This window comes from Candidatus Accumulibacter sp. ACC012, assembly GCF_907163155.1.
GTDB classification, from domain to species: Bacteria; Pseudomonadota; Gammaproteobacteria; order Burkholderiales; family Rhodocyclaceae; genus Accumulibacter; species Accumulibacter delftensis.
Map to the genome: position 1 here is coordinate 272,258 of NZ_CAJQUC010000014.1, position 22,143 is coordinate 294,400.

19 protein-coding genes and 2 pseudogenes are annotated in these 22,143 nt (G+C 62.2%); 6 read left to right on the top strand and 15 right to left on the bottom strand.

Going from position 1 to position 22,143, the window contains the following annotated elements:
- Positions 1–23 precede the first annotated feature (23 nt).
- Both guaB and guaA read left to right on the top strand, forming a co-directional pair.
- The gene (guaB, locus tag QZ648_RS15390) at positions 24–1,484 is read left to right on the top strand and encodes an IMP dehydrogenase (protein WP_169068113.1); all 1,461 of its coding nucleotides are present in this window, start codon (positions 24–26) and stop codon (positions 1,482–1,484) included.
- 58 nt (positions 1,485–1,542) lie between these two features.
- Positions 1,543–3,108, top strand: coding sequence for a glutamine-hydrolyzing GMP synthase (guaA, locus tag QZ648_RS15395; protein WP_169068114.1), 1,566 nt, complete (start codon positions 1,543–1,545; stop codon positions 3,106–3,108).
- 161 nt (positions 3,109–3,269) lie between these two features.
- Here the strand turns inward: guaA and QZ648_RS15400 are convergent, their stop codons facing one another.
- The 11 genes and pseudogenes from QZ648_RS15400 to QZ648_RS15450 all read right to left on the bottom strand — a co-directional run bounded on the left by QZ648_RS15400 (position 3,270) and on the right by QZ648_RS15450 (position 16,266).
- Positions 3,270–3,506: a type II toxin-antitoxin system RelB/DinJ family antitoxin gene (locus tag QZ648_RS15400; protein WP_291997606.1), complete on the bottom strand. Its 237-nt coding sequence runs from the start codon at positions 3,504–3,506 to the stop codon at positions 3,270–3,272.
- Between the two features lie 133 nt (positions 3,507–3,639).
- Positions 3,640–5,379 carry a nitrite reductase gene (locus QZ648_RS15405; protein WP_291997579.1) on the bottom strand — a complete coding sequence of 580 codons (1,740 nt, stop codon included), beginning with the start codon at positions 5,377–5,379 and terminating at the stop codon, positions 3,640–3,642.
- 407 nt (positions 5,380–5,786) lie between these two features.
- Positions 5,787–6,371, bottom strand: a pseudogene (locus QZ648_RS15410) (4Fe-4S binding protein); the annotation flags it as partial.
- 185 nt (positions 6,372–6,556) lie between these two features.
- Positions 6,557–8,839, bottom strand: a complete 2,283-nt coding sequence (locus QZ648_RS15415) for a nitric-oxide reductase large subunit (RefSeq protein WP_291997580.1) — start codon at positions 8,837–8,839, stop codon at positions 6,557–6,559.
- A 170-nt stretch (positions 8,840–9,009) separates the two neighbouring features.
- A complete protein-coding gene (locus tag QZ648_RS15420; RefSeq protein ID WP_169068118.1) occupies positions 9,010–9,459 on the bottom strand; it encodes an Rrf2 family transcriptional regulator in 450 nt (149 codons plus the stop codon).
- A 282-nt stretch (positions 9,460–9,741) separates the two neighbouring features.
- Entirely contained in the window at positions 9,742–10,131 is a 390-nt protein-coding gene (locus QZ648_RS15425) for an AraC family ligand binding domain-containing protein (protein WP_291997581.1), read from the bottom strand.
- Positions 10,132–10,316: 185 nt separating this feature from the next.
- Entirely contained in the window at positions 10,317–12,107 is a 1,791-nt protein-coding gene (locus QZ648_RS15430; protein ID WP_291997582.1) for a cation:proton antiporter, read from the bottom strand.
- A gap of 13 nt (positions 12,108–12,120) precedes the next feature.
- Positions 12,121–12,212: pseudogene (locus QZ648_RS15435) on the bottom strand (type II toxin-antitoxin system mRNA interferase toxin, RelE/StbE family); the annotation flags it as partial.
- A gap of 64 nt (positions 12,213–12,276) precedes the next feature.
- Positions 12,277–12,861: a hemerythrin domain-containing protein gene (locus QZ648_RS15440; RefSeq protein ID WP_291997583.1), complete on the bottom strand. Its 585-nt coding sequence runs from the start codon at positions 12,859–12,861 to the stop codon at positions 12,277–12,279.
- Between the two features lie 113 nt (positions 12,862–12,974).
- On the bottom strand, positions 12,975–15,080 hold the full coding sequence (gene ptsP, locus QZ648_RS15445; protein ID WP_291997584.1) for a phosphoenolpyruvate--protein phosphotransferase: 2,106 nt from the start codon (positions 15,078–15,080) through the stop codon (positions 12,975–12,977).
- Positions 15,081–15,114: 34 nt separating this feature from the next.
- Entirely contained in the window at positions 15,115–16,266 is a 1,152-nt protein-coding gene (locus tag QZ648_RS15450; protein WP_291997585.1) for a PLP-dependent aspartate aminotransferase family protein, read from the bottom strand.
- Positions 16,267–16,419: 153 nt separating this feature from the next.
- Here QZ648_RS15450 and QZ648_RS15455 point away from each other — a divergent pair, with 153 nt between their 5' ends.
- The 3 genes from QZ648_RS15455 to QZ648_RS15465 are packed head-to-tail and all read left to right on the top strand — an operon-like array spanning position 16,420 to position 17,882.
- Complete coding sequence (locus tag QZ648_RS15455; RefSeq protein WP_169068122.1) at positions 16,420–16,839, top strand: MarR family transcriptional regulator; 420 nt, start codon at positions 16,420–16,422, stop codon at positions 16,837–16,839.
- 51 nt (positions 16,840–16,890) lie between these two features.
- Positions 16,891–17,337, top strand: coding sequence for a PAS domain S-box protein (locus QZ648_RS15460; protein ID WP_169068123.1), 447 nt, complete (start codon positions 16,891–16,893; stop codon positions 17,335–17,337).
- Positions 17,334–17,882 (top strand): hemerythrin domain-containing protein, encoded by a 549-nt coding sequence (locus tag QZ648_RS15465; RefSeq protein WP_291997586.1) that lies wholly within the window; start codon positions 17,334–17,336, stop codon positions 17,880–17,882. Before QZ648_RS15460 ends, QZ648_RS15465 begins: the two co-directional genes overlap by 4 nt.
- Before the next feature lie 89 nt (positions 17,883–17,971).
- Here the strand turns inward: QZ648_RS15465 and QZ648_RS15470 are convergent, their stop codons facing one another.
- Genes QZ648_RS15470 through QZ648_RS15485 form a run of 4 tightly spaced genes read right to left on the bottom strand, consistent with a single transcriptional unit; the run spans position 17,972 to position 21,710 of the window.
- The gene (locus tag QZ648_RS15470) at positions 17,972–18,676 is read right to left on the bottom strand and encodes an ABC transporter ATP-binding protein (protein WP_291997587.1); all 705 of its coding nucleotides are present in this window, start codon (positions 18,674–18,676) and stop codon (positions 17,972–17,974) included.
- On the bottom strand, positions 18,677–19,870 hold the full coding sequence (locus tag QZ648_RS15475; protein ID WP_169068125.1) for an FtsX-like permease family protein: 1,194 nt from the start codon (positions 19,868–19,870) through the stop codon (positions 18,677–18,679).
- Positions 19,867–21,078, bottom strand: a complete 1,212-nt coding sequence (locus QZ648_RS15480) for an efflux RND transporter periplasmic adaptor subunit (RefSeq protein WP_291997588.1) — start codon at positions 21,076–21,078, stop codon at positions 19,867–19,869. The genes QZ648_RS15475 and QZ648_RS15480 overlap by 4 nt, the downstream gene beginning before the upstream one ends.
- Positions 21,075–21,710 (bottom strand): TetR/AcrR family transcriptional regulator, encoded by a 636-nt coding sequence (locus QZ648_RS15485; protein ID WP_291997589.1) that lies wholly within the window; start codon positions 21,708–21,710, stop codon positions 21,075–21,077. The genes QZ648_RS15480 and QZ648_RS15485 overlap by 4 nt, the downstream gene beginning before the upstream one ends.
- Before the next feature lie 97 nt (positions 21,711–21,807).
- Here QZ648_RS15485 and QZ648_RS15490 point away from each other — a divergent pair, with 97 nt between their 5' ends.
- Positions 21,808–22,137: a hypothetical protein gene (locus QZ648_RS15490; RefSeq protein ID WP_291997590.1), complete on the top strand. Its 330-nt coding sequence runs from the start codon at positions 21,808–21,810 to the stop codon at positions 22,135–22,137.
- Positions 22,138–22,143: the final 6 nt, after the last annotated feature.

The window sequence follows — 22,143 nt, forward strand, 5'->3', positions numbered from 1 at the left end:
TTTGTGACCTCGGATCAAAGGCTATGCGTTTAATCCAACGGGCGCTGACGTTCGATGATGTGCTCCTCGTTCCCGCCCATTCTTCCGTAATGCCACGCGATGTCACGCTCAAGACGCGTTTGACGCGCAACATCAGCCTCGAACTGCCGCTGGTTTCGGCGGCCATGGACACCGTCACCGAGGCGCGCCTGGCGATCGCCCTGGCGCAGGAAGGCGGCATCGGAATCGTGCACAAGAACTTCAGCCCAAAAGTGCAAGCCGCCGAAGTCGCCAAGGTCAAGCGTTTTGAGTCCGGGATCCTCAAGGACCCGATTACCGTACCGCCGACCATGTCGGTGCGCGAGGTGCTGGCGCTGACCACCCTGCACAAGATCTCCGGCGTTCCGGTGCTCGATGGCCGAGTCGTCGTCGGCATCGTCACCAACCGCGACCTGCGCTTCGAAACCAAACTCGACCAGCCGGTGAGCAACATCATGACGCCGCAGAATCGCCTGGTGACTGTCCCTGAAGGGGCAACGATCGAAGAAGGCAAGGCGGTAATCCACAAGCACCGTCTCGAACGCGTGGTGGTCATCAACGACGCCTTCGAACTGCGCGGCCTGATCACCGTCAAGGACATCATCAAGACCACCGAACACCCGAACGCCAGCAAGGACGCTTCCGGACGCTTGCGGGCCGGCGCCGCCGTCGGTGTCGGCCCAGGCACCGAAGAACGCGTCGAACTGCTCGCCGAAGCGGGCGTCGATGTCCTCGTCGTCGATACCGCGCACGGCCATTCGCAAGGCGTGCTCGATCGCGTCAAGTGGATCAAGAAGAACTTCCCCGATGTCGAGGTGATCGGCGGCAACATCGCCACCGCAGAAGCGGCGCTGGCGATGGTCGACCATGGTGCCGACGGCGTCAAAGTGGGCATAGGCCCGGGCTCGATCTGCACCACGCGCATCGTTGCCGGCGTCGGCGTGCCGCAGATCACGGCCATCCAGAACGTCCATGACGCCCTCAAGGACTGCGGCGTGCCGATGATCGCCGACGGCGGCATTCGCTACTCCGGCGACATCTCGAAGGCAATCGCGGCCGGCGGCAACGCGGTCATGCTCGGCGGCCTCTTCGCCGGCACCGAGGAAGCGCCCGGCGAGGTCGAGCTCTTCCAGGGACGTTCGTACAAATCCTATCGCGGCATGGGTTCGATCGGCGCCATGGCCGCCGGCGCTGCCGACCGCTATTTCCAGGAAGAAACGGCCAACGTCGACAAACTGGTCCCCGAAGGCATCGAAGGCCGCGTTCCCTACAAGGGCTCCGTGCTGGCGGTGATTCATCAGTTGATGGGCGGCCTGCGCTCGTCGATGGGCTACCTCGGCTGCCGGACGATCGCCGAAATGCACGCACGGGCGACCTTCGTCCAGATCACCTCGGCCGGTGTCCGCGAATCGCACGTCCATGACGTACAGATCACCAAGGAAGCTCCCAACTACCACGTCGATTGAGCATCGATTGACGATTCACGGGCGGCTACGGGCCGCCCGCTTCATTTGAGGCGTCGCCATGTCCCACCAAAGAATTCTGATCCTCGACTTCGGTTCGCAGGTCGCGCAGCTGATTGCCCGCCGCGTCCGCGAGCAGCAGGTTTACTGCGAGCTGCATCCCTACGACGTCTCCGCGGACTTCATCCGCGACTTCCAGCCGCAGGGAATCATCCTCTCCGGCGGCCCCAATTCGGTCTACGACGTCGAGGACTTCAAAGCCCCGCAGGTGGTGTTCGAACTCGGCGTGCCGGTGCTCGGCATCTGCTATGGCATGCAGCTGATGGCGGCGCAGTTGGGCGGCAGCGTCGAAAGCTCGAACAAGCGCGAATTCGGCTATGCCGAAATGCGCGCCCGCGGCCACTCGGAGTTGTTCAGGGGCATCGAGGATAGACGCAACGGTGAAGGGCACGGGCTGCTCGACGTCTGGATGAGCCACGGCGACAAGGTCACCACCCTGCCCCCGGGTTTCAAGCTGATCGGCAGCAACCCATCGACGCCGATCGCCGCCATGGCCGACGAAGAGCGCAAGTTCTACGCCGTACAGTTCCATCCCGAGGTCACGCACACCCTCAAGGGCAAGGACATCCTCGGCCGCTTCGTGCGCGACATCTGCGCCTGCGGCCACGACTGGAACATGCCTGATTACGTCGGCGAAGCGGTCGACCGGATTCGCGCCCAGGTGGGCCAGGAGGAAGTCATCCTCGGCCTTTCGGGCGGCGTCGATTCGTCAGTGGCCGCAGCGCTGATCCACCGCGCCATCGGCGACCAGCTGACCTGCGTTTTCGTCGATAACGGCCTGCTGCGCCTCAATGAAGCCGAGCAGGTTATGCACACCTTTGCCCGCAATCTCGGCGTCAAGGTGGTGCATGTCGACGCCAGTGCACAGTTCATGGGCCATCTGCAGGGAGTCTCCGATCCCGAGCAGAAGCGCAAGATCATCGGCCGCGAGTTTGTCGAAGTTTTCCAGGTCGAGGCCGCCAAGCTGGCCAACGCCAAATGGCTGGCGCAGGGAACCATCTACCCCGATGTAATCGAGTCCGCCGGCGCCAAGACCAGGAAAGCCCACACCATCAAGAGCCACCACAATGTCGGCGGCCTGCCCGAAGATCTCAACCTGAAGCTGCTCGAACCGCTGCGCGAGCTGTTCAAGGACGAAGTCCGCGAACTCGGCGTCGCCCTCGGTCTGGCCCACGACATGGTCTATCGCCACCCTTTCCCCGGCCCCGGTCTCGGCGTGCGCATCCTCGGCGAAGTGAAGCCCGAATTTGCCGACCTGCTGCGCCGCGCCGACGCCATCTTCATCGACGAACTGCGTGCCGCCGGCTGGTACGAGAAAACCAGTCAGGCCTTCGCCGTCTTCCTGCCCGTCAAGTCGGTCGGCGTCATGGGCGACGGTCGCACCTACGAATACGTCGTCGCCCTGCGCGCCGTTGAAACGCAGGACTTCATGACCGCGCAATGGGCCGAACTGCCACACAGCCTGCTCGGCAAGGTATCGAACCGGATCATCAACGAAGTGCGCGGCATCAACCGCGTGGTCTACGACATCTCGGGCAAGCCGCCGGCGACGATCGAGTGGGAATAGGCAGCCGCCCGGCTTCTGGCCTTCTGCTGAGCACACCAGCGGCGTGACTTCCTGGTGAATTCTTCGCTTTGACGCGGAGAGCTTTAGCCAAGGGCATGTTACTTGGCCAGCGGCCGCCAATGAAGGGGTTTGGAGTGCGGCGGAACGGAAAGCTTTACGAGCTATTCTCTTGCGGCGCGCTGTGTAGTCGAAGCGCTGACCACAGGCTGCCGTTTGCCTGTCTTCACGCTCTTCAGATTGACCTCAAACGGTAAGCAGCGCTCATCCGCTACGTGCGCCATCAACAGGCGAATAGCGTCCGAAATGGACAGGCCCATTGCTTTGAGCGCGACGACGGCGCGCTTCTTTGTCTTGGTGTCGATACGCGCACGCACATCAGTATCGGTTCTCATGGCAATTCTCCTTCCATCGGCTTCGTCCCTCGCTTGTGTTCCCATGGGGTAGCCTCACCGGGAAGACAGGTATCGGGACCTGCCAAACGCAAGAAAAACGGGGGGCCAACCGGCCCCCGCATTCTCCTGCGTCAATAGCTCAATAGACGTCGTGCTGGGTGTTGAAGACGTTGAACTTGCCGGTCGGCGTGATCAACTCCGGATCCTTGATCACTGCTTTCAGCTTGCGCGTCTTGTCGTCAACGACGACCAGCGCCGAATTCTTGTCCTTGGCGCTCCACACCGAGAACCAGACCTCGTCGCCGGCCACGTTGTACTCGGGCTGCACGATGCGCCTGGCGCCATCGTCGCCAAGGTCGGCCCAATCACCAATCGGCAGGATTTCAAAACCCTTGTCCAGGTTCTTGATGTCGAAGACGGCAACCGACTGACTGATCTTCGCTTCCGGATTGAGCGGTGTATCGACCCAAAGATTGGTCGATTTGGGATGCGTCTTGATGAACAGTGAGCCGCTTCCCTGCCCCGTAAGCGTTTGCACGACCTTCCATGCCTGTGCCTTGTGCTTGATCGGGTCGGTGCCGATCAGGCTGATGAACTCGTCACCCAGGTCGCTGGTCGCCCATACCGGACCAAACTTCGGATGGACGAAATTGGCGCCGCGTCCAGGATGCGGGATCTTGCCGACGTCGACCAGCGCGGCAAGCTTGTCCTCCTTGGTATCGACCACCGCGATCTTGTTCGACGCATTGGCGGCGACCATGAAGTACCGGCCCGTCGAGTCGAAGCCCCCGTCATGAAGGAATCGCGCGGCGTCGATGATGGTGATCTTCAGATTCTTGAGGTCCGAGTAGTTAACGGCCATGATCTTGCCGGTTTCCTTGGCATTGACGATGAACTCGGGGTTGTAGTGCGAACCGACGATCGACGCCACGCGCGGTTCCGGATGGTATTCCTGCGTATCGACCGTCGAACCGCGCGTCGATACGATCTTCAGCGGATTGAGCGTATCACCGTCCATGATCACGAACTGCGGCGGCCAGTAGGTACCGGCAATCGCGTACTTGTCTTCGTAGCCCTTGTACTTCGAGGTTTCGACCGAGCGCGCTTCGAGGCCTACCTTGATCTCGGCGACGTTGGTCGGCTCCGCCATCCACAGGTCGATCAGGTTGATGCGGGCATCGCGACCGATCACGTACAGGTAGCGCCCGGACTTCGACATCCGGGAAATGTGTACGGCGTAGCCGGTCGGCAGGATCTTGACGATCTTCTTGGTCTTGCCGTCGATCAGCGCGATCTTGCCGGCATCACGCAGCGTCACCGAAAAGAGGTTGTCCAGGTCCAGGTTGTTCATCTTCTTCGTCGGGCGCTGTTCGGGCGGCACGCTGATCTTCAGCGAGGCCATCATCTCCTTCATTCCCCATTCAGGCGGCACGGGCGGTTCCTGCTGGACGTAGCGCGCCATCATGTCCACTTCGGCCTCGGTCAGATCCCCGGAAGTCCCCCAGTTTGGCATCCCGCCGGGCGAGCCGTAGGTGATGAAGACCTTCAGGTACTCAGTGCCGCTAGCCAGCGTTTTGTCCGTGGTCAGCGGCTTGCCCGTTGCGCCCTTGCGCAGTACGCCGTGGCAGCCAGCGCAGCGCTGAAAATAGATATTCTTGGCCTTCTCGAATTCCTCCTTGGTCATCGGAGGCGCTTTCGGGTTGATGTTGTGGTGCATCGCGGTGTCGCCGACCGGCGACGAGTCGCCGGCCTGATAGCTCTGTTCGACCTGTGAAATCGGTTTCTTGGCATCCTCCTGTGCAAAGGCGCTGCCCAAGGCCAATGGCAAAGAAGCGGCAAGCAATATGGCGGTACTACGCAATCTGCGATGAGTCGTCATTTTCCTGAATCCTCCATGTTTGGTCCTGCGGCCGGCAAAACGCCAAGCCGAGGTGTCGATTTACGCCTCAACCGCCGAATAGTTGTTGACAATGGTCAACTATTCTCAATTCTGCCGTGCGAAAGGGCGGCTATGGATGTGCAGCTGCGCGGATTGGCAATAGTGGTGGCTGCCAGTCTGTCCACATGTCTTCCCGGGATCGAGACGCATGACCCGATCGCAGGCAATGCAGAAGGTGTATTTCTGCTGACGGTTCGAGCGCCGTCTCCTGGTCGAGCCGTTCCAGGCGCGGAATGACCTGTCCCTCGCCTTCAAAGGCAAGCGAGGAAAAAAACAGGCTAGCCGGGTTTTCCGTCTAGCCGTGCCCGTGACAGTAGCGGCCAGTAGCGAATCGCGTAGAGTGATTGCGCGTACGGGCAAATGTACTTGCACATGTGCTCGTGCATGAAACCGGCGTTGCCATAGATGGCAGCGCCGTAGAAGAGAACCCAGAATAGCTCCCACGGGCCAAGCGACCGCTCGACGATGCCGTGGGTCAAGTCGCGAATAGGCGTGAAATAGCCGACGAAAGTCAGGCCAGTCCAAAGGGCAAGCGCGATCCAGAGGGTGTGCTTTGCAGTCTTGACGGCCAACTTGTGCACCGACCACGGTGCAGCGTCGAGCTTCATGCGTTTCGGTCGCTCACCTTCTGCGAGTTTTTCTAACCACAGAGACACCTCGGTGTAGACCGTTTGCGGACAGGTGTAGCCGCACCACAAGCGCCCGGCGACGGCGAAGAACAGGAACAGTGCCAGCGCCGAGAGGGCGAGGAGGATCGCCAGATAGATCGCGTCCGGCGGCCAGAGGACGAGATCGAACAGGTAGAAGCGCCGCGTATCGAGGTCGAACAGAACCGCTTGCCGGCCATTCCAGGGCAACCAGCAGAGGCCATAGAAGACGAGTTGGGTCAACCAGATGAAGGCCCAGCACCAACGTTGAAAGTAACCGTTGATCGAGCGTGGATAGACTTGGCGTCCGGGTCGACGATGGGCTTTATCGCGATGACGCGCTTTCTCGGGCTGGCCGTGGCGTTTGGCATGGTCTGGTGGTCTCGCTCCGTGCGGATTGATATACGGCAGATGGAAGTGCGGGGCAAGGGCCACCGGCCCTTGCCCCGGAACTCTCGCCTGATCCAGTCCTACATCGTCTTGCCGGCAAACGCGTTGGCACTGGCGACGGCTGCCGGATTACGTTGCACAATCAGTAAGCGCCCAGCGAAGATGGCCAGGAACAGCGTACCAAGAGCAAAAACGATGTCTCCCGGGACGCGCAACCAGACGAAGGTTTCCATCCACGACGAATGCACGAAAGCCGGCGAACGTGCAAACCATACACCCTCGCTGATGCTGGCCCACGCCTGGTAGACACCGGCCGGAACGAGCGACATGAAGACCATCATCGCCAGACCGATATTGAGCGACCAGAAAGTCAGGGCGAGCAACTTGTCGGACCACGCCCCGTGGTTCGAAAGACCACGCAGACAGAACAGCAGCAGGCCGATGCCGAGCATTCCATAGACGCCAAACAGAGCCGCATGACCGTGCGCTGCGGTCATGTTCATTCCCTGCATGTAGTAAAGGGCGATCGGCGTATTGAGCGTGAAGCCAAGGAGGCCGGCGCCGACGACGTTCCAGAAGCCAACGGCGATGAAGCACAGAATCGGCCACTTGTACGCCCGCACCCAGGGTGCTGCTTGCGAACGCTGATAGTTGCGCCATGCTTCGACGCCGATCATGGCCAGTGGTACCACTTCCAGTGCCGAGAACATGGCGCCGATGGCGATAACCGAAGTCGGCGTGCCGGTGAAGTAGAGATGGTGCAGTGTGCCGAGAATGCCGCCGAACAGGAAGACAATGGTTTCCAGGATGATCGCGCTGTTGGCGGTCGCCGCGCGGATCAGGCCGAGACGGGTGAAAAGCAGGGCAATGACGGCCGTGGCGAAGACCTCGAAGAAGCCCTCGACCCACAGATGAACCAGCCACCAGCGCCAGTATTCGACCATCGCGTAGTGTGTTTTCTGGCCCCAGGCCAGCGAAGTCGCGTAAAAGCCACCGATGCACAGCGCAGCAAGGAAGACCATGGCGATCAGCCCGCGGCTTTCGGAGGGTGTGCGCAGCGCCGGCATCAGGGCGCGGCCGAGCAGCGTTACCCAGATCAGCAGACCAGCGAACAACAGGATCTGCCAGACACGGCCCATGCTGGTGTACTCGAGCCCCTGGTTGCCGATCCAGAAACTGTAGTCGTTACCGATATTCTGCAAGGTGCCCAGCCAACCGGTGACCGTCGAGCCGGCGACGATGATCAGTAAGGCATAGAACAGAACATTGACACCCAGGCGCTGGTATTTCGGTTCGCTGCCGGAAATCGCCGGTGCGATGTAGAGGCCTGTGGCCAGCCAGGCGGTGGCGATCCACAGCACGGCGAACTGCGTGTGGATGGTTCGACTGACGGTAAAGGGCAGGATCTCGCCGAGCGGGATACCGAAGAAGCTCGTTCCCTCGACCGCATAGTGTGCGGTGATGACGCCCATGCCGACTTGCGCCAGGATCAACGCGATGACCACATAGAAATACTTGCGGGTGGCCAGCATCGATGGCGTTGCCTTGAAGTTGAAGAGCGGGTCAGCCTTTGGCGGGGTTGGGTCACCTGCTTCGTGGCTGGTCGAGTGGAAGAAGATCATCGCCGCGATCGCCCCGAGCATGAGAATGACGCTGGCGATCGACCAGACGCCGGTACCGGTCGTCGGCGTATTGCCGACCAGCGGCTCGTGTGGCCAATTGCTGGTGTAGCTCAAGTTGCTTTCGCCCGGGCGTTCGGTCACAGCCGACCAGGCGCTCCAGAAGAAGAAAGCCGTCAGGTCCTGCCGATCGGTTGCGTCGCGCAGAATATTGGCCGGCATCGCGTACTGCTCGCGCAATGCATCGAGCGCCGGTTCGCCACCAAAGAGGTCGGCGTAGTGCTTTGCCACCTGCGCGACTGCGGCAGCTCGATCAGCACTCAGGCTGATCGAACCGCTGCCAGCGTCGTAGGTATTGCGGCGGAGCTCGGTCTTCAACAGTGCATCGAGCTGTGCTTGCTGACTGGGCTGAAGGTGCTCGTAGGCGGCGCCGAAATCACGCTGTGCCCAGATCGCCCGCAGCGCAACCGCTTCGCGGTGCAGCCAGTCGGCTGACCAGTCCGGCGCGAGATAGCTGCCGTGCCCCCAGACCGAGCCCAGTTGCTGGCCGCCGGCCGAGAGCCAGGATTGCTGGCCTTGCTGCACCTGCTCTTCGGAAAAGAGAACCTGGCCGTCACTGCTGACCACCTGCGTCGGAATGGGCGGCGCGTGCACGAAAATCTCGCGGCCAACCCAGCCCAGCGCGGCGAAGGAAAGCACGCAGATCAGCGCTAGCCAGATCCACAGCTTGCGTGTGTTATGCATGATAAAGCTCCTTTACGGTATCGGTAAAACCAATGGAAGGGAACGAAACGGCGACAAGCTTCTTTAAGTGGCATTCTAAATACCTCTTATAAAAGATGCAAACAAAATGCTTCTTATGTGACGGCAGAACCGAATGAAGTTGGCGACGATTGTCGCCAAGTGCGGAGGAGCTACTTGGGAATGGCTAGCACAGGGCGCAGGACGTGAAGGATCACCCGTTCGCTCTTGCCGAGCAGATCGGCAAGCGTAACGCCATCCAGCACCTTGAGGAACGCAGCGAGGGCCTCTGAAAGCGCAAGCTTCAGCTGGCAATCGGGATCCAGAATGCAGGTAGAGTTCTTGCCGAAGCACTCGACCAGGTCCATGCCCGACTCCATATGGCGCAGAACATCGCCGACAACGATGGTCGTGGCTGGACAGGCAAGCCGCAAACCGCCGCCCTTGCCGCGCAAGCCATCAACATAGCCGCCACGGATCAAACGACTGACAACTTTCATCAAGTGGTTGCGCGACACGGCAAAGCGGTCCGCGATTTCCTGGATGGTCACCCAGCGGTCCTCGTTGGTCCCGAGGTAGATCAGTACGCGCAGTGCATAGTCAGTGTGCTGGGTGATGTGCATGGCAGGTTCTCGCTTCGCCCATTGGCATCGCCATCTCTGGCGGTCAGGCCCTGCCCCGCGGCGACGGCAAGGGACAGGATGCGCACTCTACCGGAGAGCGCCCACTGGTGTAAGCCCGGCTGTGCACGCCGATTGCATCTTGAGCTTCCGTGCAAGAACAATGATGAACCAGTGTGGATGACTCGTAACAGTGGCTGGCAGGCCTTCGCCCGTGTCAGTACGAACTCACGCCGATGGTCAACACCCGCCGAAGCTGTTACCCACGCATCCATGCCACAGCAGTTACTTGCGATGCAACATCAGGGTAATGAGAAGGATGGTCCCCTGTTTGCTATGCAGGGCATGCGGCGCCGCATCGTTCAGATAGATAAGGTCGCCCGGCCGCAGCGTCTGGGTTTTATCGTGACAACTGAAATCCACTTCGCCTCCCAGGCATTGCACCGTCATGGCACCGGCAGCGCTGTGCTCCTGCATGTGGGTGCCGGCACCCAGGACCAGGCGGAAGATCTCGATATGATCATCGCGCACCAGCGTGACTGAAGTATTGCTGCTGAACTCGGCGGCGGCATCTTGGATGTTCACCAGATCGCCCGACTTGGCGTGTGATAGTGCCATGACCATTCTCTCCTGACGAAGCGACAGTCTCGCGGCAGCGCCGGGGACTGTCAGCATGTGAGCCGCTCATAGCGGCAGGTCGGGGGCGCCAACACGGCCCCACGTTCGTGGCGCAAGCTGCGGAGGTGCTTTTCCGCCCGCTCGGATGAATCAGGTGAGTGGGTCACAGGTACCTCCTACGAAGAATGTCGCTCGGCGGCCCTGGCTGCCCATCGCACAGCCTTCACAACCCTGTCGGCGGTTCAGAAGTCTGCGCTGCCGCGGCGCACTCTGCTACTGCGCTGTCTTCTCTCTCCAGTCTCCTCGGTATCGGGGCCGGAGCCACGCGCAGAGGGTTCGCGCACCAGCGCGTAGTCGGTACCACGCACGCCCTGCAACAGACCCTCGGTGCTTTCGGCCGCGACGCCGAGCATCTGCAGCGCCTCAGCCCCGAGGCGAAGACTGCTCTCCACCACCTCGGGAAACACCCGAGTAGCGCCGGCTTCTTCCAGTTTCGCGGTAGCCTCCAGGTCGTGTGCCCGGGCAATGATCGGCAGTTGCGGATACTGGTGGCGCAGGTGTGCCAAGGCCGCGATCGCTGTTGGCATGTGATCGACGGTGATTATCGCCAGCGCCGCGTGCTCGACCGGTGCCGCGGCGAGCAGTTCCGGATCGGCCAGGTCGCCATAGTGAACCGGCAGGTGATCGGCCCGACCCTGGGCAACCCGCGCAGGGTCTTTGTCGAACACCAGGATCGGTACACCACTGGCACGCAGAATCATGGCGACGGTGTGCCCTACCCGACCGTAGCCGGCAATGATGACCGTACCACCCTCCGCGTCCCCCGCCGCGAGGACAGGTGCGCCGGTCGGCCCGACGCTTGGCTTCGTCAGGCGCCGCACCAGGGCATCGCCCGCACGCACCATCAGCGGCGTGAACATCATACTGATCGATATCACCGCCACCGACACCACGAAAGTACGGTCGTCGATCACGCCCAGTCCACGCGCCGCACCGAACAGCACGAATCCGAACTCCCCCGACTGCCCGAGCAGCACGGCCATGCGGATGGCCGATTCGACAGTGAATCGGAACGCCAGCGCCAGAGCAAACATTACGGCCAGTTTTATCAACAGGATGATGGCCACTTGCTGAATGAAAACCCAGGGTTCAGCGGCGAGGACCTCCAGTTCGATGGACATGCCGACGGCGACGAAGAAGACGCTCATCAGGATGCCCTTGTACGGCTCGATGTAGGCCTTTACCTGGTAGGCATAGCGTGATCCGGATAACAGCATGCCCATGACGAAGCCGCCCAGTGCCATCGACAGGCCAACCTCATTGGTCGCCCAGGCAGCGACGAACACTGCCAGCAGCACGACCAGAATGAACCCCTCGCGGTTGCGCTGCCGAGACAGTTGCTCGAGGACCCTGGGCACCACGTAGTGACCGAAGCCGAACAGCAGAGTCAGAGTGCCGATCACCAGGCCGATTTGCTTCCAAAGCGGCACCTCGATCGACAGAACCCCGGTCTGGGAGAGGATTGGCACAACTGCCAACAGGGGTACGATGGCCAGGTCCTGCATCAACAGCACCGCAAACGACGCCTGTCCGTGGGTGCTGGCCAGTTCCCCCCGTTCGTTGAGCAACTGGATGACGAAGGCGGTCGACGACAGGGCCATGGTGAGGCCAGCGAGCAGCGCCGTTTCCCAGCGATCCAGGTAGAAAAGCATGTAGCCCGCGACCAACAGGCCCGAGAGCAAAATCTGCAGCGACCCCAGGCCAAACACCTCGCGGCGTAATGCCCACAGCCGCGCGGGACGCATCTCGAGCCCGATCGCGAACAGCAGCAGCACGACGCCCAACTCGGTGAAATGCCGCACCTCATCGACATGCGTCGTAACAGAGGGGCCGGGAGAATGCGGGCCAACCACGATCCCCGCCACGAGCAATCCGAGCACCGATCCCAGCCCAAGATGCTTGAACAGCGCCACGCCGACCGCTGCTGCGCTCAGCAGCAGTATTGCGGAGAAAAGAAAGCTTTCGAGTTCCATTGAGCCAGACCTTTCACAAACCGGGTTCGCTGTGCGAACCGAGACGGACGAGTTGCAGCACGCTGTCGTCCGGTTTTCTGTAGATCAAGCCAGGTCTGGCTTGACGTCGTAAGCGGAAGCTCACCAAGAACCGCGAAGCGAGGGCGATGCTCCGCGATATTCCTCACCATCACCGCCCTACTTCCGGATCGTCGAAGCAATCACAATCGGCTTCTGTGGCGATCACTCGGCGCAGGTCGACGAAGCGCTTCTCGGTCAGCGACACAAAGAGCGGATCTGCCGGCTCAGGTGTCAATAAAGCGGCAATAGCATGCCAATCCGCGTCGCCAAGACGCTGTTCAGCCACGGGAAAAACGGCGAGCTCTTCGACTGCCATGTTGTGGCGAAGGCGTTCAGCGTATAGCCGGGCGCTGACCACAGCGGCGTGCCACGAAGTGGTTTCCTCGCGCGCAGCCGACTCGAGGTCACGCATCAAGTCTGTGCCCTGCCTGGCCAGTGCACAATGCTGCCTTTCGATCTCGTCAGCGATATCGGCAGACAGCGCATTTTGCGCGAGGAGACTGGCGACAATCCGGTCTTCGACCGGGTGATGACGGACATCTGGAAAGCAGGTCAGGTAAGCGAAGACGTCAACCAGCAGCGTGATTTCGTCGAGTTTCGGATCCGTCATATCAACAGGAAGGCGATCCAGTAGTCCGACCAGTTTCCCCAGGTTTCGATGCTCCACGAGCAGTTTCGAAATGATCTCGTTCACACAATCCTCCGTTCTTTGTGGGCCGCCATTTTCGGGAAAAACAGCCTTCGTAAATGCTGCCGCAACGACTCCATGGAGCCGGCGTCAAAACACCCCCGACCGAAGCAAGTGCGTCAGTTCAGGTCTACTTCCCGGCGATCGACCAGGTCGGCGAATTCCGGGTGGCACTCAATGAAGCTGGCTACATAGGAACAGCGCGGGACGATCTTCCAGTGCCGTTGCCGCGCCTCATCCAGCGCGACACGAACCAGATCCGCGGCGATTCCCTGGCCGCGAAGCGCGTCCGGTACGAAGGTGTGCTCCAGAATGACGCGCTCGCCTTCGACGCGGTAGCTCAGAAACGCCGAGGCGCTTTCCCCTGCCTGCGCCTCGAAGCGCTGACGAGCAAGGTTGTGTCTCACCGCGAGCGACGTGCCGACGGGGCTTGTTGGGCTGTTGAACTCGGGCGAAGCAACCGGGCGACGCCGGTTCCAGTCGTCCTGCACCTGCGCCCGGATGGCGCGCGTCGAGTGCACCGACAGAACCTGCTCGGCGAGCTTTTCAGCCTGTTTTAGGTCGGTCGCGCGAATGGCGTGCTTGATGTCCAGCAACCGTCCTGGGCTGACACTGAAACTTCGAAATCCGAGGCCGATCAAGAGGTTGGTGTAGGTGGGGTCACTGGCAATTTCCCCGCACAAAGAGATTGGTGTTCCTTTGCTCCTGGCCACCGTCACCAGCTTGGCGAGCACCTGGATGACCGCCGGATGCAAGGGGTCATAGGTGGACACCATCTCGCCACGTATCCGGTCCGCAGCCAGCAGAAACTGGACGAGGTCGTTGCTGCCGACACTGAAGAAGTCGACCTCGTCGGCCAGGTGCTCGATGAGAATCACCGCTGAAGGCGTCTCGATCATCGCCCCGACCGGGATCAGTGGATCGAACGACTGGCCGGCTGCGGTGAGTTCCTCCTTCGCATGGTCGATCGCCGCTTTCGCCGCGCGCAAGTCGTCGATGCCGTCGATCATCGGCAGAAGAATGGCGACCGGATGCGTCGCGCTCAGCCGAAGGATGGCCCGCAGTTGCGTGTGCAGCAGCTTGGGATGCGCGAGCAGCAGCCTGATGCCCCGAAAGCCCATGGCCGGATTGGCTTCGCGGGGCAGCGGAAAGTAGCTGAGCGGTTTGTCACTGCCGACATCGAGAACGCGGATCACCGTTTGCGCCGGTTGCAGGTGCTCCGCCGTGGCGCGGTAGAACTGGTACTGCTCGTCTTCCGAGGGGAAATGATCCTGGACCAGGAAGACGAACTCGGTGCGATACAGTCCGACCCCATCAGCCTTGACGTTCGCCGCCGCCAGCGCGTCGGCAGTCTGCCCGATGTTGGCACAGAGCTTGATTTCGACGCCATCGCGAGTGACCGTCGGCAGGCCGATCAAGCTCTTCAGGACGCCCTGGTGAACTTGCAGGTTGCTGTCCAGTTGATCGTACTTACGCAGGATTTCGGCCTGCGGATTGATGAAGGCGCGTCCGGCCAGAGCATCGACGATCACCAGATCGCCCGCACGAATTTTCCCGGTCGCCTCCGGCACCTGGACGAGCGTGGGGATACCGAGCGAGCGGGCAAGGATGGTGGCGTGCGCTGTAAGGCCACCTTTTTCGACAATCAAGCCACGCACGCCCTGGCCTTCCAGGCGAGCAACGACGGAGGCGAGAATTTCGCTGGTGACGATCACGCATCCCTCGTGAACAGCAGGAACATCCGGCAGCCCGTCTTCCGCCAGGTGATCGAGGAGGCGTCTGCCGACGTCGTACAGATCGGCGGCACGCTCGCGGAAGTAGGGATCTTCGAGGTGGCCGAACAATTCCATCAACTGCTTGATCGCTTCTTCGACCGCAGCCTCCACATTCATCCGCTTTTCGAGGCAAAGCGCACACACCGCATCGCGCAATTGCACGTCGCGCAGGAGGAGGATTTGCGCTTCAAAAATCTCCGCCTCGTCCTTCCCCAAAGTCCGCCGGACGTTCTCCTGAACTTCCAGCAGTTTCCCCTCGGCAGCGACCACCGCGGCATCGAAACGCTCGACCTCAGCTTGCACCTCCGCCTCGCTCACCTGCCGGAGCGGAACGGCTGTCTGCGTTCGGGCGCAATCGCACAGCAGAGCGCGTCCGCGGGCAAGACCTGCAGACGCCACCTCGCCGACGATCATCAATGGGGCGGACTGCGTGTTGTGAGTGCTGCTCATAAGCAAGATTCCCTCGTGGTGGCCAGGACGACGATCATTCCACGGCGAGTGCTTCGGAAAAGTCTTCGAGCAGGTCCTCCGCATCCTCAATGCCTGCAGAGACGCGCAATAGACCGTCGCTGATGCCGGCACGCTGTCGCTCGGCGGGGGTCATCGTGCGATGCGTACTGCGGCTGGGAACGCAAATCAGGCTCTCCACGCCGCCGAGACTCAAGGCCGGCATGACGATACGCAGCCGGCTCAGCAAGCCATCCAGCCGTTCCGGCTGACACAGCTCGAACGACAGCATGCCGCCAAAGCCACGCATTTGACGCGCCGCGATGGCGTGGTCGGGATGTTCGGGCAGGCCGGGATAATTGACCTTGGACACCGCCGGATGCGAGGCAAGAAAGCGCGCCAGGGTCGCGGCATTCTCATTGTGCCGTTGCACGCGCAGGGCCAGCGTCTTCAGACCACGTTCCAGCTGAGAACAGGCGTGCGCATCAAGCATGCCGCCGAAGTTGACCGCACTCTCGGTGACGCGGCTAACAATTTCAGCGGAGGCAACGACCACGCCCGCGTTCACGTCGCTGTGGCCGTTGAGGTATTTCGTAGCGCTGTGGATGACCGCATCGATGCCCAGCGGAATCGGGTTCTGGTTGATCGGCGTGGCGAAAGTGTTGTCGATGACCGTCAAGACGCCGTGGCGTTTGCCAAGCGCAGCCAGTGCGGCCAGATCGATGCAATGAAGCAGCGGATTCGACGGCGATTCGACGTAGATCAAGCGTGTTTCCGGTCGCAAGGCGGCGGCGAACTCCGCCACGTTCGCCCCCCAGGAAAGCTGCACGCCGAGCCGCGGCAGTTCGCTGCTGATCAGCCGCATGCTGCCGCCGTAGAGATCGTTCTGGAAAATTGCGTGCTCGCCAGGTTTGAGATGAGCGAGCAGCAAAGTGGAAATGGCCGCCATGCCCGAGCCGAAGACAAGCGCCGCCTCGCCCTTCTCTAGCGCTGCCAGCTTGCAGTTGATGACCTGCTGGTTGGGCGTGTTGAAGTAACGCGGATAGATGTTCTGCTTGGCCGGATTCGGGAACGCGTAGGCCGTGGAAGTGAAGATGGGGCTGCACGCGCCACCGGTGGCCTGATCCAGATGCGTGCCGGCGTGAATGCAGAGCGTCGAGAGGCCGTGTGTATGTGGGTCAGTAGTCATCGGGTTCGGTTGAGTCGCCTTTGCCTGGGGATGCCGCGGGATGACGCCTGCCAGGAGAAGCTCGCGAAACACCGCGGCCAGACACCTTGCCCTTGCGTCCAGCTAACTATATCATGCCGTGATACAAATCATGGCTAAGCGCCCGCAAGAAAAATGCCCGACGACCATATTTCAAAGGCCGATTTCGAAACACTTGCCAACTTCCGCTACCAGCTGCGTCGTTATCTGCGCTTCAGCGAAGAGCTGACGCACCGGAACGGAATCACGCCCTTGCAGTATCTGTTGATGCTCCAGATCAAAGGCTTTCCCGGGCGGCAATCGGCGAACGTGGGCGAACTCGCTGAACGCCTGCAGGCGAAGCATCATGGGGTCGTGTCACTGATTTCACGGTGCGAGGCGGCCGGACTGGTACAGCGTAGCGTCAGCAGCAGCGACCGGCGGCAGGTGGATGTGCAACTGACCGAAAAAGGCAACGAATGCGTTGAGCAACTGGCAGGCCTTCATCGCCGCGAACTCCTCTCCTTGCAGGGAACATTCACGGTCCCCGACCTAACGACGCTCGGCCGCGAATAGCAACGATGGCGAGCGCTTGTCTCATTCGACCAAGTGAAAAGGAGTGCCAGGATGCAGGCAACTGCCGCGTGTGAGGACACAGATTCCGATCTCTATCGGGCGCTAGTGGATCAGGCCCCGGATGTGATCATTTTCGCCGATCGCAATGGCGCGATCCGCGTCTGGAATCGCGGCGCTGAAACCGTCTTCGGCCATTCCGCGGCCGAAGTCCTCGGCGAGAGCATGGACGTGATCATTCCGGAGCGGCTCCGAAAAGCGCATTGGGACGGCTTTCACAAAGCCGTTAGCAGCGGCCAGACGAAGTACCGGAACCAGGTACTCACGACACGCTCGATGCACAAGGATGGGCGCAAGCTTTACGTGGAGCTCAGCTTCGGCCTGGTGAGAGACGGCAGCGGCACGATCGTCGGTTCGCTGGCCATCGGCCGCGATTGTACCGCCCGCCACCTCAAGGCCGTCGCGCAGTCTTCGGCGAGTTGCGCGAAGCAAGCCGAGTGACTACCCGCATTCCGGGCTTTGCCGCACCGACCGTCGGCACCGAGGCGCCTCTGGAGATGCTTTCCGCCTGCCACGGCAGGATTGAAACGCAATGCGCGACCTTGCGACGCCTGGTTCCCTACCTGCTTGCCCACGGCGTCGACGAAGAAGCGCGTACAGCTGCGACCAGGGTAATGCACTACTTCGACACCGCCGCCATGGACCATCATGCCGATGAGGAAGACGACCTCTTCCCGGCCTTGATCGAATCGATGGCCGGTTCTGATGCCATCTGCCTGCGCGAAATGATCGACGGCTTGAAAGCCGATCACCGCGCACTCGAAGCGAGTTGGCGACACCTGCGCGACCTCCTCGAAGGTTTGGCGGCGGGAGAGTGCGTGCCACTCGTCGCCGACGATGTCGAAGCGCTGGCCGTTCGCTATGCGCGCCACATCGAGCGCGAGGAAAAGGAACTCTTGCCGATGGCTGCGCGCTTGTTGAGCGATGATGATCTGGCTCGCATCGGACGGACGATGCGCGAGCGCCGGGGAATCGACAAGGCTTAGGCGAGGTTTAGGCAATCAGCTCGGGCACGCGAGCGCGATTCACGGCTGCCGACAAGCGCCGGACGTTTCCTTTGCTCAGCCGCCGCGGATCAAGCCGCCCGCCCCTCGCCTGCTTCCTCATAGGTGCGCCCGTCACGGATGTGATAAATCCGCCGGAAAGTCGGGATGATCTTCTCGTCGTGGGTGACGACGATGATCGCTGTTGCGAAGCGCCGTGCCATCTCGTTCAGGATCCGGACGACAGCCAAGGCGCGCTCGCTGTCCAGCGGCGCCGTCGGCTCGTCGGCGAGGATGATCGGCGGCTGGTTGACCAGCGCGCGAGCGATCGCCACCCGCTGCTGCTCGCCGCCGGAGAGTTGCGCCACCGGTGCCCGGGCGCGATGCCCGACATCGAGCGCCGTCAACATCGCCCGCGCCCGCTCGCGCGCGCTGGCGTTGGCCACACCGGCCAGCATCGGCAGCAGCGCCACGTTGTCGGTAACGTCGAGGAAAGGAATGAGATAGGGCGCCTGAAAAACGAAGCCGATGCGATCGCGACGCAAGGCGCGCAGATCGGCCACCTGCCAGCCGTTGTCGTAGATCGCCTCGCCGGCCAGCGCCATACGCCCGGCGCTGGGCTCGATCACCGCGCCCAGGCACTTGAGCAGCGTACTCTTGCCCGAGCCACTGGGGCCGATCAGCCCGACGACCTCGCCCGGCTGGACGATCATGTCCACGCCCTTCAGCGCGTCAACCGCGGCATCGCCGACGCCGTAGCGCTTGGTCAGGCCGCTGATTTCGATCGCCGCGGGCATCTATCCCCCGATCGCCGTCGCCGGATCGACGCGTAGCGCGGCGCGGATGGCGACGACGCTCGCCAGCGCGCAAATCGCCAGCACCAGCAGCGCACCGCGCACGGCATCCCCGGGGAGCAGCAGGACGTACTTGGGGAAGATCGGTGCCCACAGCGTGGCTGCCGTCTTGCCAACAAGGAAGCCGATCGCCCCCAGGCCGAGCGCCTGCTGCAGGATCATCGTGGCGATCGTCCGGTTACGCGCCCCGATCAGCTTGAGCACGGCGATCTCGCGGACCTTGTTCAAAGTCATCGTGTAGATGATGAAGGCGACGATGGCCGCGCTGACAATCGCCAGGATGACCAGGAACATGAAGATCTGCTTCGCCGACGTGGCGATCAACTTGGCGACGAGGATCTCATCCATCTCGGCACGCGTATAGGCTTCGAGGTGCTTCCAGCGCCTGATCTCGCTGGCGACGAGCGCTTCGTCGGCGTGCGGCGCGAGCCGCAGCATGACCACATTCACCGTCCGGCTGCTGGCCTGGCTGACTTGTACGGCCTCCAGCAGTCCCGGCACTGCGGGGCGATTGAACGCCGGATTGGCCGCCGTGCGTGCACGTTCATTGACCAGGGCGTCGTTGTCCTTGAGAAACTGTACTTCCTGCGCATCGCGCAGCGGCACGAAGACCATCGGGTCGCCGCCCGACGACACCATGCGGCGGGTCAAGCCGACCACCGTGTACTCGTGCCGCCGGATACGGATGCGCTGCCCGAGGCGAAAGCCGGTCTTGATATCGGCAATCGCCTCGTAGTGCGAGCGCGTGATCGGACGCCCGGCGACGAGGTAGCCGGGCTCGCCGGGGTGCCCGGGCTGGAAGCCGACAAGCATCACCCGTACATCCTTGCCCTGGTCTTCGATCTGCATCGTCAGATAGGTGACGTTGCCGGCCTCGACCACGCCCTTGACGCCGAGCAGCGCGCGATAGGCGTCGTCGCGAACATTCGAGGGTTCGGCGTAGGGGCCGAGCGTATCGCGTTGCACGACCCACAGGTCGGCACCGCCGTTGCTCAGCAGCACGCGGCCATCGTCAACCAGTCCGCGATAGATTCCCGCCATCGACAAGGTCACCCCGATCAGCAAGCCGAGCCCGATGCCGGTGAACAGGAACTTGCCCCAGCCATTGAGGATGTCGCGGCCGGCCAGATTGATCATCGTCCTGAACTTACGCTAGCAACGCTTTCTGCGCTGTCGACGATGGCGGCGACGACCTTGACTTTCGCGTCGGGCCGCAATGCCTGCTCGCTGTGCACGACCACTTCGTCGCCGCTGGCCAGGCCTTCCAGGATCTGACTGCGACCATCCAGGGTGGTGATGCCCACCTCTACCGGGTGGAAGACGACGTGCCCGTCCCGGATCTGCCAGACGCCGTCCTGCTGATCGATGCGTTTTACCGCCGCTGCGGGCAGCCACTGCGCGTCGACCAGTTCGACGGTGGCAATCGTCACCTCGACCAGGTCACCGATCGAGAGCGTATCGGGACGCGCCGTGAAGCCGACATTGACGATCCGCTCCTCGGTCACCGCGTCACTCTGCCAATCGACGCGCTGGACTTCGCCCCGGTAGACACGCCCGGCCTCCGCGCGCAGAACGATCTCGGCGGCCTGCCCGACGCGCACGCCACCCGCCTGCCCCTGGTCGATGCGCGCCTTGATCCACAGGCTGGCCGGATCGATGAGCTGCAGCACGGCCTGTCCCGCAACGACCGTCGATCCCGGTTCGACCAGCCGCGCGCTGACCACGCCATCGGCGGGACTCGTCAGGCGCGCCTGCGCACGCAGCTTGCCGACACCGGCGACATCGGCCAGCGCGCGTTGGTGATCGCGCCGCGCCGCCGCCAGCTGGGAGCTACTGGCGTCGACCGCCGCCGTCGCGGCATTGGCTTCCTGTCGCTTGGCGTCGGTCGCCTCCTGGCTGACGAAACCGCGCGCGCGCAGTTCGGCGGAACGACGCGCACTGGCAAGGGCAAGCTGCGCGCGGCTCTGCGCTTCGGAGAGCTGGGCTTGCGCAGTGCGCACCGCGCTCGCTGCACGTTGTGCGGCGAGTCGGCCGCTGGCGACACGATCGTCGAGGTCGACCGGATCGAGTTCGGCGAGCAGTTGACCAGCCTTGACCACATCGCCCTGCTCAACCAGCACGCGCGCCACGCGGCTGGCCATCGTCGGCCCCAACGCGTAGCTGCGGCGCGCCTCGACCGTTCCGATACCGAAGGTACTGGCTACCAGCGGCCCCTGCTCCACCCTGGCCAGCGTCACTTTGGTCGGCGCCAGCGGTCCCTGGCTGGTCGCCAGCCAGCCGAGCAGAAGAACGACTGCCACGACGACCGCGCCGAGTACCCCCTTGCGCGGCACGCGCACGTTCATCGTTCGCCCCGCCCGCGATAGCCGTCGAGCAGCAAGGGAAACATCTGCCGCGCACGCGCCATCATTCCCGCTTCGCTGCCGGCAATGGCCGACTCGATCACCAGGCCCTGGATGGCACCAATGAACAGTACCGGTGCCAGGCCGGGCTCGAGATCGGCGGGAAGCTCGCCAGCACTCCTGGCCGCGGCGAACAAGGACGCCAGGCGCTCCCGGTAACCAGAAATCATCGTCCGGACCTCAGCGCGGACGGGCGAATCCCCCGGGTATTGCAGCTCGTGAAAGAGTATGCGGGGAACGCCGGGGTTGGCCGCAATGAAGGCCACGTGCGCGAAAAATGCGGCCTCTATTTTTGCCAGCGGCGACTTTGGCTTCGCTATCGCCGTCGCCAGCGCCGTAGCCAGCGATTCACGTACCCAGGCAAAGACCGCCATCCAGATTGCTGCCTTGTCCGGAAAGTGGCGGAAGATCGCGCCCTGGGTGACGCCGATGCGATCGGCGATGGCCTGCGCCGTGATCGCCTCCGGACCGCGCTCGCGGGCCAGAACCAAGACCGCAGCGACGATCTCGCGCTGCCGTTCATCGCTGTTCAGACGCTGACGGGGTGTCGTCTGGAGTGTGGTTGGAGTATCCATAGCGGGCGTGTACTTGAAGTCTTGTTAGTAACTACTTACTATCGTATTCAAGCCGTGTCCGTTTGGCAAGCGCTTAAGTCCCGAGGAGAACGCGACCGTGAAGTTTCCCGACCTTTTTCAATCTGCCCCGCGGATTACCGTTCGTGATCCGCTGGCCCGATTCCTCGGAGCCGCCGAGGAAGGCGTCATCGAGTACGGCTACGGCGACGCAGTCAAGCTCGCCGGGCATTCGTGCCCGACCCTCGTCTCCGCCCGGCTGGAGCGCGTGCCGGGCGATCGCCGCATCGCTTCGCTGTTGCCGCTCTGCATCGCTCGGACCGCCAGCGATGCCCAGGCAGCCTTGTTCCAGTCACTTTGGCAAGACCGGGTCCGCATGCTCCTCGTCGAGCATGCGGACGACCCGGAAATCATCGTCGTCCAACACTGAGGAAAA